This window comes from Priestia endophytica, assembly GCF_026790145.1.
GTDB classification, from domain to species: Bacteria; Bacillota; Bacilli; order Bacillales; family Bacillaceae_H; genus Bacillus_I; species Bacillus_I endophytica_A.
On sequence record NZ_JALAMS010000014.1, the window covers coordinates 184,043 to 205,162 of the forward strand.

The window sequence follows — 21,120 nt, forward strand, 5'->3', positions numbered from 1 at the left end:
TATAATTCTTGCTACTGAAGAGGAAAGGTTTCTCGCTTTATTCCTATTTATTCAGAAGTACAAATGATTTTACTTTAGAAAATTAATCAGTTTTTTTAAGACGATCAGACTTTTCATCATACTTATTTGTCCTTTTTTAACTTCCTCTCCATCAATTGTGCCATTTGTTGAGAATTTAAAGCCTTTTCTTCATAGAGTCTATTAACGATGTTCTGATAGTCCCCTTCACTACGATTTTGACTTATTTTATTGGCAGCTTGAATTTCTTGTACTTTAATCTTAAATCCAACAATCCCTTTTAATTCTTTTTCTAAAACTTCAAGAGAAAGCTTATCCCATAAAACAGGATTCTTACGATGTTTTTCGTATTTTTGCAACAACTTTGTCAGGTCCTGTTTTAACTCTTCTTCGTTCAAAATGCAAGCTGTACCATATACATGTACAGCTTGATAGTTCCATGTTGGCACATTTTCCTGCTTGTACCAAGAAGAAGAGATATAAGCGTGTGGTCCTTGGAACATCACCAATACATTTTCACAGGTTTCAAATGTTCTCCATTGAGGGTTCCCATAAGCGACATGCCCTGTTATATAGTAAGTATCTCCTTCTTTCACTAACTGCAAGGGCAAATGAGTGGCAATGGGTTTCCCCTGTTTTGTTGTGACCAACGTGCCAAAGGAGTTTTCTTGAACAAATTCCCATATTTCATCAACATTTGTGACCCTAAAATATTTTGGAATATACATGATCAGCCACCTCTCCTCTCAAAAGAAGTTATACGAGTGTTTTGACCATTATAAAGTCTACTTGCTCTTCATCCCCCATATAAAAAGAGTGGGCTCCAGTTTGAATAAATCCCATTTTCCTATAAAAGATGAGGGCATTTTCGTTTTTCTCCCATACGCCTAGCCAGATTTTCTTTTTATTATGTTCCATTGCCATATCTATTGCTTTATTGAATAGATATTTACCAAGCCCATGTTTTTGAAAGTTGTTCTTTATATAAATCCTTTCAATTTCAAGGGATTCATCCCCCATCTCTTCAGACTGAGCATCATCGGTATTGACCTTTAAATAGCCTGCAATTTCGTTATCAACATAAACAAAAAAGAAATGTGAAGACGTATTAGATAATTCTTTCTCTACTTGTTCTAAGTTAAAAGCCTTTTCCAAATAGGCTTCCATATTTTCAGGTGAATTCTGATGCTTAAAAGTTTCATTAAATGTTTCATAACTAATTTCTTGAAGTTTTCGTAAATCTTCAAGGGTACATTTTTTTATATTTATCATCATTATAATCAGTCGCTCCTTTATGTTATCAATAATTTCTCTTGTTGCCTTTTTTTACAAGCTCCCAGTCTTTTTCTATATTTTTTCTTACTCTTTGAAGAAGATGGAAAATGGTTTCTACTTCTCTTTCGGACAATCCCTCTAAGGCAACGATATTGGAATAATCATTTTCTCTTTTTATAAATGGATATACCTTTTTCCCTTTCTCTGTTGGAAAGAGTTTTTTAATTTTTTTGTTATGTTTATCTTCTTTCTTTTCAATAAAGCCATTCATTTCAAGTTTTTTTATAGCACGAGAGGCTGTGGTTCGATCTACTTTTATCATCTCAACTAACTTTTCTTGAATGATTTCTGGGTTTTCACATATTCGCACAAGGTACAAATACTGCCCTTTTGTAAGGTCATATTCTTTAAATTCTATATTACTTATAGAATCTAAGGCCCTTGCTATCATTCCAATTTCACGAAGAATCTCCTTCATAATTCACTCCTTAGTATATAATTTATTGCAAATGCAATAAAATATCATATAATAAATTTAACTTAAATTTATTGCATTTGCAATAAAAAATAGGTTGTAAATAATAAAAACGTGAAGGCATCATTACATTATGTAATATTTTGCATTCTACCAACTCATTTAAAGCAGAAAATCATTCGTTATATTTTTAAGGATATATAAGAGAATATCCTTTAAAAATTTAAAGGTTGTTTTCTTAATCGAAGGAAAGTTGATATGGTATCCTTTTATTAAAGTCTTTTACCGTCAAAAAGATAAAGAAGAGAAGGAATCAGCATAAAAGGAAGGTTGATACTATGTTCATAGAATTTATTGCGACAACGTTAGAAGATGCTCTATTAATTGAACAATCGGGGGCAGATCGGATTGAGTTAGTATCCGCTTTAACAGAAGGAGGCTTAACACCAAGTCACTCTTTAATCGAATCCGTAGTTAACCGTGTAAACATTCCAGTCAATGTGATGGTAAGGCCACATAGCCAATCATTTCGTTACTCTCATGACGACTTTTCGATCATGAAAAATGATATAAAAATAATCCGTTCATTAGGTGCAAATGGTGTTGTACTAGGAGTGTTGGATGAGAAACATGAAGTCAACCAACACATGCTTGAAGAGTTATTGATGGAATGCAATGGTATAGAAGTTACATTTCATCGGGCAATTGATTATACAATCAATCCCGTTCAAGCTGCTAAAACATTAGCCCAATACAAAGAAATAACAACTATTTTAACTTCTGGTGGAAATGATGAATTTTCCAGTCGCTTGCAAACCGTTCAGAAAATGAAACCAGTGTGTAAGCATATTTCAATTTTGGTTGGAGGTGGGTTAAATACAAGCAATATTCTTTCTGTTCATTCAACAGTAAAAACGGGGTATTATCATTTTGGTACGGCTGTGCGAAAAAACCATAGTCTGATCGAAGGGATTCATCTAGCAAAAGCGAAAGAAATTGTTCAAATATTAAAAGATGAAGAGAGAAAATCAATATAAAAATCTTTCTAACATGTGATATAGGGATGCCAACAAGCATAATGAATTTATATTCTGACACAAGCGATCATTTTTAAATAAGGGAACCCCTTATAATTTAGCTTATGTTAACTAAAAACTTAGTCAGAAAAAATCCTGTTCTTTGAAGAACAGGATTTTTTCTGACTGTTAGTTTTTCTGATTATGCAGTGCACGTTTAATGGAAATAGTTAATATCTTATTTTCTACGCCCCAAATATTAATCATTAAAGTACAGGATGTAAATCTTGATTATATGAAACGGGATTGTAGTAAGAGCGCTAGCCTTTCTTTTATTTGATATCTTCTTGAAAAACGCTATCCATAAATACGAATTTGTGATAAAAAATACTACTAACACTCTTTGAAATTCAAAGTAGTTCTAACAAGAAGTATCATCGCCCGCTCTCCAAGTAAATATAGTTTTTTTCACAAAATCTTCAAGTCCACTATCATGCAAATCAACTGATTTTTTTTATGCGTATACACCCTTTTCCATAATCCAATCCGCTCAGAAACTTATTGGCATTATAATCACTTAACTATATTTCATCAAGTTTAAGATAGGAAGTCCCTTTGAGGGGCAACTATTTCAATGTTATCTAGATAGGATACTTCATCGTTATAATATGTTATTCTTCTCGAATCCTCTTTATAGAAAAGAATCCTTTACTCATTAGTAGCAAAGGTATTAAATATTCTTTTTGTAAATGAGTTTAAGTATTTGGCTAAATTCAAAAAAGAAAAGAGAACATTATGGTTACTCCTAATGTTCTCTTTTCTTTTACAATATTTTTATTAAATTTTAATCCTTCCAAGAAATCGGGAATGTTTGTGCTCCCCTTCTTACTTCATTCGTTATGTTAAATAAGAATATTAAATATCAAGTTTACGGGTACTGAGCGATTTTACCATTTCAGGATCTCTATGTGAAAAGAATAAGCTCTCTTTCGTATCTAATGTCGCAATCTTCGCAGACTCCTGCCCGACTGAATGAGATAAGGAGATCCTATTAAGCTATGGTTACTTCAAATTCTCGGTAAAGAAAGCTTCTAACTTGTCAAATGGTATCACATCCGTCTTGTCGTATAAATCAACGTGCCCTGCATTTGGAACGATGTATAGTTCTTTTGGTTCTGCTGCTAATTCGTAAGCATCTTTACTAAAGTATCGTGAGTGAGCATGCTCCCCCATGATGAACAAAATCGGTCTCGGTGAAATTGATTTAATGTGCGTAAGCAGAGGGAAGTTCATAAATGACATGCTGCTTGTCACCGTAAATTGAGTAATGGAGTTTGGGTGGTACCCACGAGGTGTAGAATAGAACTCGCCAAACTCTCGACCGATAGGGTCTGTATTATCATCAAATCCAATAGGCGCTCCTCGATCGGTCAGCGCTGGAGGGTTTCCCTCAAACTCCGCGTAGCGTTGCTCGGCAATAGCATCGAGTATCGCGTTGCGATCTTCTTCGGTGAATGAGTCCTTAAAGCCGTTGGATTGCGCACGGGATATATCGTACATGCTGACCGTAGCTATAGCCTTGATGCGTCTATCAACCTGCGCTGCACTGATCGCAAAACCACCACTACCACACATACCAATGGCACCAATTTGGTTTCTATCTACAAATGGACGCGTACCTACATAATCAACGGCTGCACTGAAATCTTCTACGAATAGATCAGCTGAAGAAAGGTGTCGTGGCTCTCCCCCACTGTATCCGTTGTGCGATGGGTCAAATGCAAGAGCCACGAAACCACGCTCTGCCATGTTTTGAGCATAAATACCTGAACCCTGCTCTTTCACGCCACCATAGGGTGCTCCTATAATAACGGCTGCGTGTTTCTGTGACTCATCAAAGTCTTTTGGCAAGTAGAGGTCTGCCGCAATTTTGATTCCAAATCTGTTGTTGTATAAAACTGATTTCCTTTTTACCTTATCGCTTAACTTAAAAATATAGTTTGACATATTGAATAACATCCTTTCATGTTAAATAAAAATTAAGATTGATGGAGAATTTATTAATGACACAACTCACATTGTACTGATATCAATCACGAACCCATACTCCACGTCCAAATCGACAGCTCATGCTTTAAGCCGTTATCCTAAAAAACCTCCTATCATGCATAGTTTTTAAGAGAATGTGCTTGTATCGGATATAAATGAATAACTAAGATTACAATTTCCTTTCGTTCATTTTTATCCTGACTTCTTCTCTTGCAAAACCATGTTAAACATTATAGTTAACTCTAAGTCAAGTGATTATTTTATATTTTTTTAAAAGGTTCGTGCCGATACAACTTTCATATCCTCTATCCATATGGCCTACAACTATCTACATTCGTTTTTTAAAGTAAGTATATTTTTGTTAAACAGAGGCAATTTCTATTTTCCCTATATTCCGAATTTGACATTTAACAAATAGCGTGATAGGATTATTCACAAAAATTAGAGTTAACTCTAACTAAAAATATCTAAAAAGAGGAGATAAATGATGAAGACCTATTCTATTAGTGAAGTGGCAAACGAATTGAATCTTACACCATATACCTTGCGTTACTACGATAAGGAGGGACTTATGCCTTTTGTAGAACGGAGACCCAATGGAACAAGATTGTTTAAAGAATCCGATATCAACGCTTTAAAAGTAATTGAATGCCTAAAAGCCACTGGGATGCCTATTAAAGAAATTAAAAATTTTATTGATTGGTGTTCTGATGGGGATTCTACGTTGCAACAAAGATATGACATGTTTATGGAAAGAAAGGCTAATGTAGAGGCCCAGATGGAAGAACTAAAAAAAACAATGGAAGTTATCGAGCATAAATGCTGGTATTACAAGACGGCATTAGATGCTGGAACGGAAGATATTCATAAAAACGATAAAATAGCGGAGTTCTAATTAATAGAAAACCACCTGGATTTCAAACTATACAAATGAAATCCAGGTGGTTTTTGTTTTTTCTAAAACTTTCTCTTGCGTTAGAGTTGACTGTAACTTTTATACTTTACTCGTGTAAATGATGCTAATGATAATTACGGGAGGTGAAAAACCTGTTTGGTAATAAAATTTGTTTTATAACTGGGTCCTGTAATTAAACGGTCGTAGTAAACGAAATGATGATTCGTCCAACTAAATAAGATATCTAGTATAGGAGTTGTTTTTTTGGCTAAACGAAATAATTTATTAATAGTTATACTAACCATAGGAACTTTCGGCATTATAAATACTGAAATGGGGATTATAGGGATATTACCTTCCATTGCGAATCACTTTGATGTCAGTGTATCAAAAGCAGGATTACTTGTGAGTGTGTTTGCACTTACGGTTTCAATATGTAGTTTAATTATGCCGTTATTATTTTCGGGGGTGAATCGCAAGAAGGCCATGCTACTTGTATTGGGTATCTTCATTTTAAGTAACATTGTCTCTCTATTTGCAACAAATTTCACGATTGCAGTCCTTGCTCGTGTAATTCCAGCCATTTTTCATCCCATTTATTTTTCAGCTGCTTTTACAGTGGCTGCTAATTTAGTTCACAAGGAAGAAGCTCCAAAAGCTGTTGCTAAGGTACTTATGGGTGTATCTGCAGGTATGGTGCTTGGTGTACCCATCGCAAGTCTTCTTGCTAGTACCGTTTCGCTTCAAATAGCGATGTTATTCTTCGCTATTGTGAATGCTATAGTATTCATTGCTACCTTAGTATTTTTCCCTTCTATGCCAGTTAAAGAAAGGCTTTCTTACGGAGCACAGGTAAGCGTATTAAAAAAAACACCTACTTGGCTTTCCATTGTTACTGTCCTTTTAATCAATTCAGCCATATTTGGAGTATATAGTTATCTTGCTGAGTATCTTAGAACGATTACAAATATCTCTGGAAAATCCATTAGTGTCATGTTAGTTCTATTCGGTGGGGCAAACATTATTGGAAACATTGTGGCAGGAAAGTTACTCACTAAAGATGCCATCAAATCTATTGTTTCTTTCCCATTCGTATTAGGAGTCGTTTACATCATATTATTCTTAATCGGACAATTTACTTTACCTATGGCTATCATGACTTTAGTTTGGGGAATATTAGCTGGTATAGGAAATAATATAAATCAATATTGGATTACGTCTGCAGCCCCAGAAGCTCCTGATTTCGCTAATGGATTGTTTGTAACGTCTGCTAACTTAGGAACAACAATGGGTACAGCTGTAGGTGGATTATTTATATCAGGATTAGGTACACAATACATCTTAGTAGTGGGTGTATTATCATTGCTATTAAGTTTGCCATTTATTCTGTTGAGAAACTACATGTATAATCCTACAAAACAACTTTCTAAATAAGGAATACATTCAACATTCTTTAAGAGCTCCCTGTGCATGATTAATTTATGTTCCCTGTCCTACTTTCTTTTATTAAATTTCTAGGGTGCGTAGATCTACTCTAGCAAAAGATTATAAGATTAATAGTTTAAGAATGGAGGATTTAAAATGTCAAAGGATATTAAAGTTGCACTTGTCACCGGCGGGAATCGAGGTATTGGATATGAACTGGTCAAACAATTGGCGTTGAATGGTTTTAAAGTCATTTTAGCAAGTCGGAATCCAAAAATGGGTCATGAAGCTGTGCAAAAACTTAAGGAGTCAAATCTTGATGTGTCGTTTGTAGTGATGGATGTAGATAATCAAGAAAGCATTCGCCAAGCTATGGTTACAATAGATGAGCAGTATGAAAGATTAGACGTATTGATTAACAATGCTGGCGTGTATTTGGATGAAAATAAAAAATTAGTGGCTATGGACCCTTCTGTTCTAGAGAAAACGATGGGAACGAATTTCTTCGGCGCTTACCATGTCATCCGTTCCTTCATTCCCATTATGGAAAAACAAGGCTATGGAAGAATAATTAATGTTTCTTCAGAATATGGGGCGTTAAGCGAAATGTCTTATCAAGGAGTAGGAGCGTATAAGTTGTCTAAGCTTGTCTTAAATGGATTGACACAATTGATAGCTGCAGAAATTAATGGTGATATTAAAATAAATGCGGTCGATCCAGGGTGGGTAAGTTCAGATATGGGGGGACCATCTGCTCCAAAAACTCCTAAACAAGCAGCCGAATCTATTCTTTGGTTAGCGACGATTGGACCTGAAGGACCTAACGGGGAATTTTTTAGAGATGGAAAACACATCGATTGGTAGAAATATAGCAAGAGTAAATGATTTGGTGTTCCAGTGTGATTTTATAAAACTGTCTTTTGCAATTGTTATAGTTTAAAAAACAATTATTAAAGAAAAAAAGCCAATCATCCTAATTAGGATGATTGGCTTTTCTATAATTTTGTTGAGGAATCTACAGTAATTTCCTAATTGCCTATAATAAAAAATTTAGTTTACTAATGAATACTATGCTTAGAGCTCCAAAAATCAAACAATAATTGAGACACCTTTTCTACCTAGTCCTAGGAACAAGTAATTTCTATCGAATTAGAATTAGATATATTTTTCACCTGAACAATAAGCTCTAGAGGGTTTTCTTCGTTATTTCTTTTATTCAAATTTAATTTTTCATACCAATCTTTCTCACTCATGAGTGTTGCTTAGTTTTCTATCTCCCCTTCAAAATAAATCTCAAAACCTTTTAAAGAACTAATGCCAGACTCTACATCATTGTTTTACTTATAGTAGTCCATTAATTCTTTTTCACTGAGTTTAGATGATAATCTTATGTAAGCAACGACCGTGGGTGTGGGTTTATCTTTACTCCCCCAAAGAGCTTTTCCATATAAAACTTCGTAGTCAAAACCTTTATCTGTAATCTCTGTTTTAGGAGGAAGTGGATAAGAGAAGAGTTTGTCTGCGAAGTTCCTAGCAATCTCTCTTTCATAATTCAGAAAATTGTAAGACCATTCTATAAAGAATGCTAATACTAGTAACATCATTCCCCACTTATACTTTTTCAATCTAAGAAACCTCCTATCCTATATGAATCCTTTCATAAAAAACTGAGACCTATAAGATACGGGTCTTAATATTCTTTCTATAACTTACAAAGTAATCTGCTACATGTAGATAATATTGTCACTATTAGAGTATCGATGATAGTAGCAAATTTAAATAATAAGACCTAACAAAAAGCAAGAAAACTACTCAAATATTATTTATAAAGAACAATAATATAAAATTGAAAACTTGTTTATCAAATCTGAAATTCTTCGACTCTCCGTATGGTTTCTAAGATTTTATTCATTATATTTATGTAAGGTTTGAAAGATATTTTTTTAAGGTTTTCATTGCCACTTGTTCATCAAATCCATACACCACTAGAGTGATTTCATCTCCTTCTTTAATTACTAAATCCATAATCTTCATAATATCTTTTCCATTGGCAACCTTTCCGCTTTTAGAAAGAATGACTTCACTTTTAAATGAGGAAACTTTTCGTACAAATAAAGCTGTATGTCTCGCTTGGAGTCCTCGTGGTAGTTGAACTATAAGATTTTTCATTAACATATTTTCTCACCTTATTCCCTTCCGCTTATTTTTTCCCCCTAATCTGTATGGTTGGTCATGAAACTAGCGTTGTGCTAAAGATTTCTTTAAGACGTATATCGATATTTTAAATATTAGAGTGGACTCTAAGACAAGTGTTAACAGTGAAAAAATTTGTTTATTTTACGTAAATTGGGAAATATCGCAAATAAAAAAGCACAAATCCGTTATTAATTAACGAGTTTGTGCTCTTTTCACTTCATCGAACATGTTTTATGTTAACTTCTTTATTCTAAATAACTTTTCATAACAAAAAACCCTCTACGGGAGATTAGTAAGCTTCTTGTAGAATGCAATCGCTTTTAGCTATAATCTCTTCTTGAGCAAAATTACCTTCTAACTCATTTTTAAGAAGTTCAGCAGATAACGATTGAATAACACGAGCTCTTGGAAATCTTCTTACGTAATAAGAATGAAGTGCTTCTTCTAAAGAGGACTTATTAGAGAGTGCTTCTCCTAAAACACTAGCATCTTCCATAGCCATAGCAGCTCCTTGGGCTAAATTAGGGGCACTAGCATGAGCTGCATCTCCACCAATTACTACACGGTTACGATACCATTTTTCTTCTAATACGACTTCTTCAATAAGATTGAAAATGATGGGTGTATCTTTGTTAAAACAAGTTTTGATGAAATCAGCTTTGCCATGAAAATGTTTTAAAATTTCATTAACAGTATGGTAACGTTTTTTTTCATCATCCCAATAGTCTGAAGGAACGGGCTTTAGAATAAATAGATATCCCTCTTTATCTGTTAAAGGAAAGATTCCGACTTTTGTGTTCCCGTTCAGCAACATGTAGCTTCTTTTCGAGATTGCATTTTTTTCGAACGTTATAGGAACTCTCCATGCCCCCATTCCTAAATATTGAGGAGTAACCTTTCTCCCTAACATGATATCTCTTACTTGAGATCGTATCCCATCGAAACTCACTAAAAGATCAGCTGAGACTTGAGTTCCATCTTCAAAAGATAGGATAACCTCTGTTTGATTCTCCTGGTAGGTAGTAAAATTTTTCTTCCATTCTACTATTACTCCAAGCGATAATGCTTTAGAAAGAAGAACATCTTTTAAACTTGATCTCCAAATTGAATTTCTTCCTGGTCCATCCGCATTCATAAATTTCTGGTTCACTTCAAGAAGCAAATTTCCTTCCTTGTCCATAATTTCTAGATAATCTAGTTGTACTCCAGATTTTAAACAATCTTCATATATACCTAAATCTTTAAGTACTTTAAATGTATTTTGAGGTTGGGTAATGCCAGAACCTGACGGAGCATCTTTTTCATTTCTTTCATATACAGTTACATTTAGACCCGTTTTTCTTAAAGCAATAGCAGCCGATAACCCTCCAATACCTGCCCCTACCACAACAGCATTTCTCAGTTTTTCTTGCATATTAACACTTACCTTTCCTTACATGATACTTATAAGAATTCAATATGGAAGTAACATAGACAAGTCAAAATTAAATAGACCAATCTAGATATAAATTAACTACTTCATAAAGATATTCACTAAGTTTATTGATATATATGGCATTTTACATGATAGAAAAAATAAAATTAAGACTTTATTTTTTTAGCAATATGTGGACAATCTACAAAAATGAAGTATATAAATGAAGATAAGGATTAAAATTAATTTAGTTAATGTCCATAAAAGTATACCTATGTAAAAAGAAAAGGTCTTATTTTAAATAAGGCTTTTTATAATATCGATAATCAACATATGTTAACTATAAAAACTTGGATATAGACAAGGTACGTGTTGTATTTTTTGCCATACGGAACGCTTTCGCTCAAAAAATCTCCATCCGTTTTACCTTTTCTATATCCGTTTTGTAGTCTTCGTTTATTTTTTAATTGCTTGTGTTGGGACTCTCAGCCATCATTAAGTCGTTCTTGTAGGCAGCCATTGCCAGTTCATATCTCACCTTTTTACTTGCTTCCACAAAATCATTTTCCTTTACAAGAGCTGATAATGAATATTGGTGACCTCTGAAATCCACGTTCAGTTCAGTGATTTGGTTGAATTGAAAACTCTCCTCGGGAACTCCGTTCTCATCTTTTAACAGATATTGACCGTATTTCTCGTTGCATATTCGTGCCACTTCCTCCATCACCTTGAAGGCATCATCCGGATTTTGCTTATAGTTGAGGACAAGGCTTTCGTTTACTCGGCGCCTTCCTCGGTTCCCGTTCTGAAGTTCCGTGATGTTGCTATAGGAGACTGTATAGAGGTATCCGTCATACTGGCGAATCTTTAGGTAGCGCATGCTAATTTCCTCTATTTTCCCCTGACGATTTCCATTGAGGATGACATAATCCCCGTGATGGAGCTGGCGTTCAAACAAGTAGGTCAGCCCCATTATGTAATCGCGGATGATATGTTGGAAGATCAATGCCAAGGCACTTGCAAACACGACCGAACCCGTGATAAGCTTTGTCATCTCGAAGAAAGGGCTAAGCAAATAAATAAAGAACAAAGCCAGTCCTAATACTTTTGTCACCTGGTTGGAAAAATGCATCAACGTCTCTTCTCGTTTTTCATCCAAGAAGCTCGTTTTGTCAAAGAAAAGCTTGATGGATTTGCGGATAAAATAAACTATAAGTATAATCAGCAGCGCCACAATTAAAACCTTTACAGGAAACTGCTGGAACAGTCCAGAGAAAAACAACCTATCAACTCCTTACTTTTTTTACACTATACCAAAAAAATGCCCTTAAGGACAAAAACCTTCCTTTCTCAACAAACCTTAACGATAATAGCATGGTTTCATAAAAAACAGAAGCATTATCCCCGCTTCTTGAAGATTGATTATATTGCCGATAATATAATGTAAATGAAAAGTGAAATAAAAATAAAACAAGCAGCTAGAAATGGCTGCTTGTTTTATTAATTATATGAGAAATTTACAGTTTCCTACTTTGAAGCGATGGTTACTTCAAATTATCAGTAAAGAATGCTTCCAACTTGTCAAATGGAATCAAATCCGTCTTGTCGTACAAATCAACGTGTCCTGCATTTGGAACAATGTAGAGTTCCTTCGGTTCGGACGCCAGCTTGTAGGCGTCTTCGCTGAACTCTCTGGAATGAGCGTTTTCACCCGTGATGAAAAGCATTGGACGAGGAGAAATCGTCTCTATGTCTTCGAATGGGTAAAAATTCATGAATTTGACGTTGCTGGTCAGCGTCGGGTGTGTTGTAAGTTCTGGTGATGAACCTTTAGGCGTGTATTCCCCTCTTGAAGTTCGGTAAAAGTCATAAAACTCGCGCTCAATGGCAGTAGAGTTTTCATTTAGTTCATGTACGGCCCCACTGGTATATTTGGTTTTACCGCCTGTGAACTCCACATAGCGTTGCTCTGCTGCATCTTCGAGAATCTTTTTTCTCTGCTCGAGAGTCTGCGAGTGTTTAAGCCCGTTACGGTTGGCAGCACCCATGTCGTACATACTGACTGTCGCAATGGCTTTCAAACGCGGATCGATTTTGGCCGCGCTGATGGCAAAGCTTCCGCTGCCACAAATCCCGAGAACACCAATCCGATCCCTGTCAACAAACGGCCTGGTTCCTAGGAAATCCACCGCAGCACTGAAATCCTCAGCATAGATATCCGGCGAAACAGCGTTGCGAGGCTGCCCCTCACTCTCTCCCCAGAAAGACAAATCCAAGGACAAAGTAACGAATCCCTTTTCAGCCATTTTTTGTGCATACAGATTCGCACTTTGTTCTTTTACTGCGCCCATAGGATGCCCGACAATGATCGCGGACTTTTTGGTGTTCCGATTCAAACCTTTGGGAATATAAAGATTCCCTGCAACTTTCATGTTGTATTGATTTTCAAACGAAACCTTCTTCTTGTTTACCTTGTTGCTCTTGTAAAAGTTGTCTGCTCCATTGGACATGTCCGGCTTGTATGCAACGTCGGTCGTGGATGTAGCTTCAACGCCAGTCATAGACGTAGCGATAGTCACAGATAAAAGCAATGCCATTGCTATCACTGTAAGTACACACGTGATAATAGATTTTTTTTCATTTTAAATCCCTCCCATGCTGTGGCTGATGTGATGACTATTCTGTTCAAATTAAAAGTTGTACGAAATATATCCTTTAGTCTGCTGCCTCTCTAAACAAGTTAAAATATGTCCGTATTCCATAGTACAACTCCATATTAACTCTAGATTAATAGGGTGTATTAAAAGAAGTTTGAGAAAACTCTTCATCTTTAAATGTAAAAGTTCTTTATCAATTATTTCTTTAATTAGTAATCAATGTTATACGTAAAAGATTTCCTCCTTTCCTAATAAATAAGTAGTATCACATCAGTCAACTATTTTTAAAATATTCAAAATTCATAAGAACAGTTTAATTGTTAGAGCCGTCTCTAAGGCAAGGGATTTTTTAGACTTTTAGAATTTTTATTTTTCCTCTAATATTATAGATTTTTCTAAAGTTTACTTTAAAGCTCAATGTAAATGTCCATAAAAGTATATTTGAGGAAAAGAAAAAAGGCGTAAAACCTCTGTCACTCAATGGTTTTACGCCTTTTTTACTTCGGATAAGATCTATTATGTTAACTGGGATCCAATTTCTGAACCAATACATTTATATATAAATATATTGATTCATCAAACAAGCCTCTTTTCCAGAGGCTTGTTTGGTGGTTTTAGCTATAATTAAATGTTGTTAAAATGCTTTTTGCTTGTTGCATAGTAGTATTAATTATCTCTGTTGCTGTTTTATCTTTTTCCAGTAATCGTGTTCCTTGACCACACCATAAAGACATATATTCTTTATTACTTTGCTTAGCTGCAGCCTTTCGAATATCTCCTGTCACAGCATTTTGTGTAGGAAAAGCTAAAGGTTGAATCTTAGAATGATCAAATTCCTTAATAAAAGCATTTTTTATTCCTCTTGCTGGGCGACCTGAAAAGTTCTTTGTAATAACAGTACTTTCTTCATCACTTTCATATAGAGCTTGTTTATAGCACGGATGTGCTCCAGACTCTTTTGTAGCTAGAAATACAGTTCCCATCTGAATACCACTTGCACCTAAAGTTAGAGCTGCTACTAATCCCCTTCCATCCATAATTCCACCAGATGCCACGACGGGAATATTAACTCTATCTACTACTTGAGGAACGAGAGAGAAGAGCCCAATATTAGCTCCATTAGGATGTTCATTCATATCAAATGTTCCTCGATGACCACCAGCTTCACTTCCTTGTGCTACAATAATGTCTGTACCTTGTTCTTGAGCTTCTAAAGCTTCTCTAACCGTTGTAACCATTGTAATAACCTTCATGCCTTGCTCTTTTGCTATTTTCATAGCATAAGAGGGAAGAATGCCAAAAGCTGTACTCACGACGGGTACTTGTTCTTCCACTAATACTTTAAATTGATCTTTAAATAAATTTTGAGTTTTGATTTCTTGGCCACTACGCTTAATATGCAAAACATCTCGCATAGTATCTAACATATATTGAACTTCTTCCATACCAACTGTATTATCTATCATATCAGTAGCAAACAAGTTCACTGCAAATGTCTTATCTGTATGTTTTCTAATTTCTTGCACTGTCTGCCGAATATCCTCTGGCTGCATATAAGCAGCTCCCAATGTCCCAAGGCCTCCAGCTTCACATACATTCACAATGAGCTCTACAGTTGTAATCCTATCCCCGGCCATACCAGCTTGTATGATGGGTACTTCAATATCTAAAACTTCACAAACACGATTATCTAAATTCATCTTTTCCCCTCCAGATTATGAAGTAAGTTACAACGTTTGCATTAAAATTTAAATAAATGCCGTGACTTGCTTTTTGATTCTTTTTTCCTTTCATATTTTAATCCCGAAATAAGTGAGATCGCCCCTATAAGGATAATTCCTGCTGCTCCCAATAAAGAAGCATGATAATTACTTGTAGCTTCTGAAAGAGCTCCTGCAAGAGTTGGACCAATCATTTGTCCAATTGCATAAGCAGCTGTAAAGACCCCCATTATTCGGCTATTATTTGTTGGTACCATTTTTCCTAGTAACGTAGCTCCAAGGGACGTAATCCCCATAAAAGTGGCTCCAAAGATCGCTGCACTTGTAAACAAACTAAACGACGAGGAAAAAAACACAGGAATACTAACTCCTACTGCTTGTAATAACATAGCTAGAACTAATGATTTTATAAATCCCCATCTTTTAGCAAGTGATGACCATATTAGGCAAGATGGAATAGCCGTTACACCAACGACCGTCCAAATTATGGAAGAGTCAAAATGGAAAGAGGGTGTATTCTGAGCAATTGAGACAATAAATGTACCCGTTACAATATATCCTAGGCCTTCACAACCATTAGCCAATATCAAGAGAGGTAGCCATTTTCTTGGTGGAACTAAGTTTTTTTGAAATGCCTTGCCTTTTTTGTTATGTAAGAAACGAGGAGTTTCTTTAAAGGTTAGAAAGACAACAATTAATAAAAATAAACTTAATCCAGATAAACCAATCCATGCTCCTTTCCAGCCCCAACTATTATAGAACAGCGGAATAGAAATACCTGTTAGGAAAATTCCATAGCCAGGTCCCATATAAAAAAAACCAGACCAATTTGTCTTATCTATCCCTCTTAGTTTCCCCAAAACCAGGCTTGAAGCTAAGACAAAAACAATGGCACTACATATTCCAGATAGAAACCTAAGGATTGCCCAACCTATATAAGAGGTAGTCAAACTCATAAGGAGCGTTGTCACTACCCCAATAATTAGGCTTAGTCTTAAAACAGGAACCGTTCTTGCTCTCATGGAAAATAGGCCAGTTAAAATTGCTCCAATTAGATAACCTGCATAATTAGCTGAAGCCAGATAACCAGCAATTGTTTCGGAAAACTCAAATTTCTGCTGCATAAGGGGCAAAATAGGCGTATAAGAAAATCTTCCGATGCCTAATGCTATCGCCATTGCAAGTAACCCCCCTGTCAAAAAGGAGAGCTGTTTTTTATCCATTTCTTCACTCCTTACAAAAGATGCTGCATATTTATCATATATAATTTTACCCATATGGTATAATTCAAAAAAAAGATATTTGCCATCGCTCAAACAGATGGCAAGTGGAAGTAAGGTGTTAAGAAGCATGGATATTCAATCATTGCGTATTTTTAAGGTAGTTGCTGAGCATGGAAGTATAACGAAGGCTGCAAAAGAGTTAAACTATGCACAGTCCAATATAACAACTCGAATGCAGCAATTAGAAAGTAGCTTACAGACAGTCTTATTTTATCGGCATAATAAGGGAATTACATTAACAACAAAGGGAGACTTGTTATTAACCTACACTGATAAAATTTTTCGTCTTTTTGAAGAAACTAGACAAGTCATGAGGGATGAAGAAGAGCCTCAAGGTCCGTTATATATTGGGTCAATGGAAACAACAGCTGCTGTTCATTTGCCTATGTTTATCTTAAGATATCATTCTACCTACCCAAAAGTTGATCTAACTTTAAAGACTGGTCCTACTGCTCAGCATATTGAAGGAGTATTAAATTATAAATTAGATGGTGCATTCGTTTCTGGCCCTGTACAGCATCCTGATCTCGTTGCCAAAAAAATTTTCAGAGAAGAATTAGTATTAGTTAGTAGTTTGTTACCTTCTTATCCTTTAAAGTTAGAAAACATTGGTAACTTAACATTGTTAGTGTTACATAAAGGTTGTTCTTACCGCCAAAAACTTGAGAATTGGTTACATAAAGAAGGAATTAGACCCTCCAAAGTTATGGAGTTCGGCTCCTTAGATGCACTTATGGGTTGCGTAGCAGCTGGTCTAGGGGTTAGTTTACTTCCTCTGTCTATTGTCCAAAAATATAGTCATCTAGAAGAGATTACCCATTATTCTCTCCCTGAAGAATTCACTTTAGTTGATACATTTTTTATTCATCGTGCTGATAATACCTTCTCTACACCTCTTCTTAAATTCATAGAGCTATTCCAAGAAGAGAAGTCATCTATAACTTGTGAAGAAAAGAGAAATTAAAAACTAGCTGGAATGTGTGTTATGTTCACTAAAAACCGAACAACAGTAGAATAGAAGCCTACTGTTCTATGAAGTAGGCTTCTTTAATTCCACATTTCCAAGTGGACTTCTACAAATCCCTAATAAAATCCCCTTTTGATTTATCGTTTCTTTTATATTTACTAAAGGACTTCCTTGATATACTTGTTCAATAATAGTTTTCACCTTCTTTTGCTCTTGCTCAGTTATCTCTTGATTAGTAAGTATTTTACTAAACCATTTCTTGCATTCTATAGGAAAGATGTTCCCTGTAATTGAAGAAAGTCGATTAAACCCTTCTAATACTTTTTCTTTTAATTCTAATTCTCCCCCAGCATAAAAGTAAAAATCATTTCTTTTGATATGTTTTTTTAAAGAAGCAACTCTTTCTTTATTTCCAGCTTCTTTTATTCCTACCACATAATTTGTCTTACTTAACTGGACAATAATACTTTCTAATGATAAGTCAAATCCAGTTCGTTTAGGATTATTATATAAAATAGTAGGCTTCTGGCTAAGATTGATAATTCTCTTTGTATAAATGATTGCTTCTTCTTGTGTAGGTAAAATATAAGGTGGATATCCAAGCAGAATGCCTGCTACTTTTGTATTACAAATCCTCTTTGCTAATTCTTCTGCTTCTAGCTGTCTAATGGATGATACACCAAATATAATTTCCATATGATTAATAAGTTCTTCTTCCCAAACTAAATGATTTAGTATCTCAATTTTCTCTTTAAGTGTTAAACTATGTTGCTCTCCAGTAGAGCCACAGACCAAAACAGACTTTACTCCTTGATTATACAAATATCTGATATGTTCTATTGTTCCTTGAATATTTAGGGATTCATCTTTAAAGAACCCTGTTGGTACAGCAACATGAAATGTTTCTTGTAACATAACGACATCCTCTTTCCTTTTATCTTTTAACGTCACTATCTAAATGTTCTTCAGATTCATCTACATATATCTTCGTTATTTAAATAACTTAGGATCACCTTAGGATCTTTCACCGCTCTTCATTGGCATGGTAGATATCTCACATGTTGAACAGAAAAATTCACTTCCTTAGAAGTAATTCCTTTTACAAATAATCTTTCATATAAGATGCTATCTTTTGTTCATCCTCCCTTTTGAATTTTTCTAGCTCCTGAATGACTAAATTCTTCCGTTCCACTGAATGATTTTGACTCAATTTTGCTTTTCCTTCAATTTTTTCAATTTTAATTTTAAAACCTACGATTCCTTTTGTCATACCTTCTAAAAACTTCTCATCAACCTCATCTAACTGATAAGTACTGTTAGGTACTTCGTATTTTTCCACTAAATCATTTAAGGATTTCTTTAGTTCCTTGCTCTCTATAAATTCAAATTTTCCATATACATGAACCGCTAAGTAGTTCCAAGTTGGTACAGATCGATTTGATTCATACCAAGAAGATGAAATATAACAATGAGGTCCGTGAAAGATAGCCAGAACACTTTGGTCACGAATATCCTTCCATTGAGGATTTGGGCGTGCAAAATGTCCATATAGATATTCCCTGCTTTGATCTATCATCAAGGGAATATGAGTAGCAAAAGGCTCTCCCTCATGTTTCGAGAAAACAGTAGCAAATCCATAATCTTGAATGATGTCATAAATCAATTCATCATCTTCAATTTTAAAATGGGGTGGGATATACATAGAGACACTCCTTTGACTTTGTAATGACTAAAATATAAACTCATTATAATAAAGAAACTGGAACTATAAAAAGAACCAGAATATAAGAATTTTTAGGTACCAGTTTGGTAAGGAGATAAATGATGTTAGAGATAATGCCAAATTTAGATAGTACTAAAAAAGAGCCCTTATATCTTCAACTTTATGAGTATCTGAGAAAGGAAATACAAAAAGGAAATATTCCTCCTCATAGTAAGTTGCCTTCTCAAAGAAATTTGGCAAACCATCTAAGTTTAAGTCGTAATACGATTAATACTGCGTACCAACAGCTTGTTACGGAAGGATATGTTAGAAATGAGGAGAGAAAAGGATTATTTGTTGAAGAGATCAAAAATGAAATGTTGTTAACGGAACCTTATAGTCCTGGTGTCAGAGAAACTACAAACAACGAGTTGAATGCTCATGAAGGTAAATCAATAAAGATTAAATATGATTTCAAATATGGTGATATAGATTTAACTCATTTTCCATTTAAATTATGGCGTCAGTTAACTTTGAAGAGTCTTGCACATGAACAAGATCATTTATTGTTATATGGACATCCACAAGGAGGTGCGACACGTTCCTAAGTGAAAAGCTTAGGCATTGTTGAACTGATTCGTTCAATAATGAACTGTTATTCCGAGAAGTCAAATGATGGGGTAACGCCCTGAAGGGCTTCCTCTGATCCTCCGACATGCGGTTGGATTAGCAAGAATCTAACGGTATGAAGCTCGGTGAAGTCGGCTGAGGGCTATCGTAAGTTTGATAACACGAAATCTGTCCAGAGGTGGATGGTATAGCTTATAGGCCGGGAGTCTATAAAACACTTATGGTTAGAATGCATGATAAGGCAGTTGCGAGTTCTGAAAATGCAGACGAATCTCCGATGGTACGGGTCTATATCGGAAGCATATCGAAAGGTATGTTGACACAAATAGTGTCGCTACTGTGGGCTAGTAAAACTCTCCTTTATGAACGTCCATATAGTGTTTTAGGCAATATCAAGGTAGCAGGCTCATAGGAGAAACCTAACAGTGTATATGTACAGATAGGAATAATGGAACGTGGTAAGCTACTAACGCTGAAGACTTGCTTCTGACGAAGCGTTTCTAGGGAAAGCACTAATGATATTAGTTAGTTGTATAACCTAGATTTATAGTAGTGAAGGTGGTGGAACAGTACCTGAGAAGCGTCTAATGAACGTGGAGGGATAGCCACTAGTCAATTAAAGGCTAATTAAGTTACCTACGGTTAACATGGATTCGAGTAAGACTAAGAGATGTAGTAATGCTCCTCAGCAAAAGGAGGCTACAGCCCATGTTGAAGAAAACCAAGATAAGACATAGTGAATATTACAACATGCAAGATAAGTATGACGAGTTATATTCCTCGAGTCTTAACGGTAACAATTTTTATAAGTTAATGAATTTCATCGGTTTAGAAGAAAATATTAGATTAGCATATCGAAATATAAAAACCAATAAGGGTAGCAAGACCGCAGGTGTCGATGGATTAACAATCAAGGATGTTTGGTTTCTTAATGATTCAAAAATTATTAAAGAAGTCCGTAAGAGATTAAATAATTATCAACCACAGGCTGTCAAAAGAGTGTATATACCCAAAGAAGGTAGTGACAGTATGCGTCCATTAGGTATCCCCACCATCTGGGATAGACTTGTTCAGCAATGCATTCTGCAAGTTTTGGAACCTATATGTGAAGCAAAATTTCATAATCACAGTTATGGGTTTAGACCAAATAGAAACGCCCATCATGCGCTTAGTCGTATGGTTAGCTTAATGAATGTTGGTCGACAGCATTATTGTGTGGATATTGATATCAAAAGTTTCTTTGATAACGTTAATCATGGCAAACTGTTAAAACAATTATGGACCTTGGGAGTTCGAGATAAATCCCTTCTGTGTGTATTATCTAAAATTCTTAAATCTGAAATAAAAGGCGAAGGAATCCCTAGTAAGGGAACACCGCAAGGGAGACCTCCGAAAAA

Annotated in this window: 20 protein-coding genes and 1 pseudogene; 7 read left to right on the top strand and 14 right to left on the bottom strand. The window is 35.2% G+C overall.

All coding sequences use genetic code 11. The features are described from left to right. Positions 1-122 precede the first annotated feature (122 nt). Genes MOC86_RS11805 through MOC86_RS11815 form a run of 3 tightly spaced genes read right to left on the bottom strand, consistent with a single transcriptional unit; the run spans position 123 to position 1,771 of the window. A complete protein-coding gene (locus MOC86_RS11805) occupies positions 123-746 on the bottom strand; it encodes an FMN-binding negative transcriptional regulator (protein ID WP_268584383.1) in 624 nt (207 codons plus the stop codon). 28 nt (positions 747-774) lie between these two features. Then, entirely contained in the window at positions 775-1,293 is a 519-nt protein-coding gene (locus MOC86_RS11810) for a GNAT family N-acetyltransferase (protein ID WP_268584384.1), read from the bottom strand. A 25-nt stretch (positions 1,294-1,318) separates the two neighbouring features. After that, the gene (locus MOC86_RS11815; protein ID WP_268584385.1) at positions 1,319-1,771 is read right to left on the bottom strand and encodes a MarR family winged helix-turn-helix transcriptional regulator; all 453 of its coding nucleotides are present in this window, start codon (positions 1,769-1,771) and stop codon (positions 1,319-1,321) included. 335 nt (positions 1,772-2,106) lie between these two features. Here MOC86_RS11815 and MOC86_RS11820 point away from each other — a divergent pair, with 335 nt between their 5' ends. Then, positions 2,107-2,805, top strand: coding sequence for a copper homeostasis protein CutC (locus tag MOC86_RS11820; RefSeq protein WP_268584387.1), 699 nt, complete (start codon positions 2,107-2,109; stop codon positions 2,803-2,805). Positions 2,806-3,699: 894 nt separating this feature from the next. Here MOC86_RS11820 and MOC86_RS11825 read toward each other — a convergent pair. Beyond that, positions 3,700-3,792, bottom strand: a pseudogene (locus tag MOC86_RS11825) (aldo/keto reductase); the annotation flags it as partial. A gap of 54 nt (positions 3,793-3,846) precedes the next feature. Beyond that, positions 3,847-4,791: an alpha/beta hydrolase gene (locus MOC86_RS11830; RefSeq protein WP_268584388.1), complete on the bottom strand. Its 945-nt coding sequence runs from the start codon at positions 4,789-4,791 to the stop codon at positions 3,847-3,849. A gap of 529 nt (positions 4,792-5,320) precedes the next feature. Between MOC86_RS11830 and MOC86_RS11835 the strand changes: the two genes are divergently transcribed. The 3 genes from MOC86_RS11835 to MOC86_RS11845 all read left to right on the top strand — a co-directional run bounded on the left by MOC86_RS11835 (position 5,321) and on the right by MOC86_RS11845 (position 8,017). Beyond that, positions 5,321-5,728 carry a MerR family transcriptional regulator gene (locus MOC86_RS11835; protein ID WP_268584415.1) on the top strand — a complete coding sequence of 136 codons (408 nt, stop codon included), beginning with the start codon at positions 5,321-5,323 and terminating at the stop codon, positions 5,726-5,728. A 264-nt stretch (positions 5,729-5,992) separates the two neighbouring features. Beyond that, complete coding sequence (locus MOC86_RS11840; protein WP_268584390.1) at positions 5,993-7,162, top strand: MFS transporter; 1,170 nt, start codon at positions 5,993-5,995, stop codon at positions 7,160-7,162. Positions 7,163-7,309: 147 nt separating this feature from the next. Further along, positions 7,310-8,017, top strand: a complete 708-nt coding sequence (locus MOC86_RS11845; RefSeq protein ID WP_268584391.1) for an SDR family NAD(P)-dependent oxidoreductase — start codon at positions 7,310-7,312, stop codon at positions 8,015-8,017. Positions 8,018-8,490: 473 nt separating this feature from the next. Here the strand turns inward: MOC86_RS11845 and MOC86_RS11850 are convergent, their stop codons facing one another. The 7 genes from MOC86_RS11850 to MOC86_RS11880 all read right to left on the bottom strand — a co-directional run bounded on the left by MOC86_RS11850 (position 8,491) and on the right by MOC86_RS11880 (position 16,364). Next, a complete protein-coding gene (locus MOC86_RS11850) occupies positions 8,491-8,778 on the bottom strand; it encodes a hypothetical protein (protein WP_268584392.1) in 288 nt (95 codons plus the stop codon). Positions 8,779-9,070: 292 nt separating this feature from the next. After that, positions 9,071-9,328: an HPr family phosphocarrier protein gene (locus MOC86_RS11855; RefSeq protein ID WP_268584393.1), complete on the bottom strand. Its 258-nt coding sequence runs from the start codon at positions 9,326-9,328 to the stop codon at positions 9,071-9,073. A gap of 310 nt (positions 9,329-9,638) precedes the next feature. Next, on the bottom strand, positions 9,639-10,763 hold the full coding sequence (locus MOC86_RS11860; RefSeq protein WP_268584395.1) for an FAD-dependent monooxygenase: 1,125 nt from the start codon (positions 10,761-10,763) through the stop codon (positions 9,639-9,641). A 463-nt stretch (positions 10,764-11,226) separates the two neighbouring features. Then, positions 11,227-12,045 carry a mechanosensitive ion channel family protein gene (locus MOC86_RS11865; protein ID WP_268584397.1) on the bottom strand — a complete coding sequence of 273 codons (819 nt, stop codon included), beginning with the start codon at positions 12,043-12,045 and terminating at the stop codon, positions 11,227-11,229. A gap of 262 nt (positions 12,046-12,307) precedes the next feature. Then, on the bottom strand, positions 12,308-13,360 hold the full coding sequence (locus MOC86_RS11870; RefSeq protein ID WP_268584416.1) for an alpha/beta hydrolase: 1,053 nt from the start codon (positions 13,358-13,360) through the stop codon (positions 12,308-12,310). 674 nt (positions 13,361-14,034) lie between these two features. Next, entirely contained in the window at positions 14,035-15,120 is a 1,086-nt protein-coding gene (locus MOC86_RS11875; RefSeq protein ID WP_268584399.1) for an NAD(P)H-dependent flavin oxidoreductase, read from the bottom strand. Positions 15,121-15,161: 41 nt separating this feature from the next. Continuing rightward, on the bottom strand, positions 15,162-16,364 hold the full coding sequence (locus MOC86_RS11880; RefSeq protein ID WP_268584401.1) for a YbfB/YjiJ family MFS transporter: 1,203 nt from the start codon (positions 16,362-16,364) through the stop codon (positions 15,162-15,164). A gap of 127 nt (positions 16,365-16,491) precedes the next feature. On the opposite strand from MOC86_RS11880, the gene MOC86_RS11885 reads away from it, so the two are divergent. Further along, entirely contained in the window at positions 16,492-17,388 is an 897-nt protein-coding gene (locus MOC86_RS11885; protein WP_268584402.1) for a LysR family transcriptional regulator, read from the top strand. 66 nt (positions 17,389-17,454) lie between these two features. On the opposite strand, the gene MOC86_RS11890 is transcribed toward MOC86_RS11885, so the two are convergent. Together MOC86_RS11890 and MOC86_RS11895 are read right to left on the bottom strand one after the other, a co-directional pair. After that, positions 17,455-18,306, bottom strand: a complete 852-nt coding sequence (locus MOC86_RS11890) for a dihydrodipicolinate synthase family protein (RefSeq protein WP_268584404.1) — start codon at positions 18,304-18,306, stop codon at positions 17,455-17,457. Positions 18,307-18,490: 184 nt separating this feature from the next. Further along, positions 18,491-19,093, bottom strand: a complete 603-nt coding sequence (locus MOC86_RS11895) for an FMN-binding negative transcriptional regulator (protein WP_268584406.1) — start codon at positions 19,091-19,093, stop codon at positions 18,491-18,493. Between the two features lie 122 nt (positions 19,094-19,215). On the opposite strand from MOC86_RS11895, the gene MOC86_RS11900 reads away from it, so the two are divergent. Both MOC86_RS11900 and MOC86_RS11905 read left to right on the top strand, forming a co-directional pair. Continuing rightward, positions 19,216-19,701 carry a GntR family transcriptional regulator gene (locus MOC86_RS11900; RefSeq protein ID WP_268584407.1) on the top strand — a complete coding sequence of 162 codons (486 nt, stop codon included), beginning with the start codon at positions 19,216-19,218 and terminating at the stop codon, positions 19,699-19,701. 730 nt (positions 19,702-20,431) lie between these two features. Further along, positions 20,432-21,120, top strand: a 689-nt coding sequence (locus MOC86_RS11905) for a reverse transcriptase domain-containing protein (protein ID WP_268584408.1), incomplete at its 3' end; no start/stop codon positions are given.

Excerpts from the sequence above, each read along its gene's own strand:
- MOC86_RS11805 (WP_268584383.1), bottom strand. The coding sequence starts at position 746 with ATGTATATTCCAAAATATTTTAGGGTCACAAATGTTGATGAAATATGG.
- MOC86_RS11810 (WP_268584384.1), bottom strand. The coding sequence starts at position 1,293 with ATGATGATAAATATAAAAAAATGTACCCTTGAAGATTTACGAAAACTT.
- MOC86_RS11815 (WP_268584385.1), bottom strand. The coding sequence starts at position 1,771 with ATGAAGGAGATTCTTCGTGAAATTGGAATGATAGCAAGGGCCTTAGAT.
- MOC86_RS11820 (WP_268584387.1), top strand. The coding sequence starts at position 2,107 with ATGTTCATAGAATTTATTGCGACAACGTTAGAAGATGCTCTATTAATT.
- MOC86_RS11830 (WP_268584388.1), bottom strand. The coding sequence starts at position 4,791 with ATGTCAAACTATATTTTTAAGTTAAGCGATAAGGTAAAAAGGAAATCA.
- MOC86_RS11835 (WP_268584415.1), top strand. The coding sequence starts at position 5,321 with ATGAAGACCTATTCTATTAGTGAAGTGGCAAACGAATTGAATCTTACA.
- MOC86_RS11845 (WP_268584391.1), top strand. The coding sequence starts at position 7,310 with ATGTCAAAGGATATTAAAGTTGCACTTGTCACCGGCGGGAATCGAGGT.
- MOC86_RS11855 (WP_268584393.1), bottom strand. The coding sequence starts at position 9,328 with ATGTTAATGAAAAATCTTATAGTTCAACTACCACGAGGACTCCAAGCG.
- MOC86_RS11860 (WP_268584395.1), bottom strand. The coding sequence starts at position 10,763 with ATGCAAGAAAAACTGAGAAATGCTGTTGTGGTAGGGGCAGGTATTGGA.
- MOC86_RS11870 (WP_268584416.1), bottom strand. The coding sequence starts at position 13,360 with ATGGCATTGCTTTTATCTGTGACTATCGCTACGTCTATGACTGGCGTT.
- MOC86_RS11875 (WP_268584399.1), bottom strand. The coding sequence starts at position 15,120 with ATGAATTTAGATAATCGTGTTTGTGAAGTTTTAGATATTGAAGTACCC.
- MOC86_RS11880 (WP_268584401.1), bottom strand. The coding sequence starts at position 16,364 with ATGGATAAAAAACAGCTCTCCTTTTTGACAGGGGGGTTACTTGCAATG.
- MOC86_RS11885 (WP_268584402.1), top strand. The coding sequence starts at position 16,492 with ATGGATATTCAATCATTGCGTATTTTTAAGGTAGTTGCTGAGCATGGA.
- MOC86_RS11890 (WP_268584404.1), bottom strand. The coding sequence starts at position 18,306 with ATGTTACAAGAAACATTTCATGTTGCTGTACCAACAGGGTTCTTTAAA.
- MOC86_RS11895 (WP_268584406.1), bottom strand. The coding sequence starts at position 19,093 with ATGTATATCCCACCCCATTTTAAAATTGAAGATGATGAATTGATTTAT.
- MOC86_RS11900 (WP_268584407.1), top strand. The coding sequence starts at position 19,216 with ATGTTAGAGATAATGCCAAATTTAGATAGTACTAAAAAAGAGCCCTTA.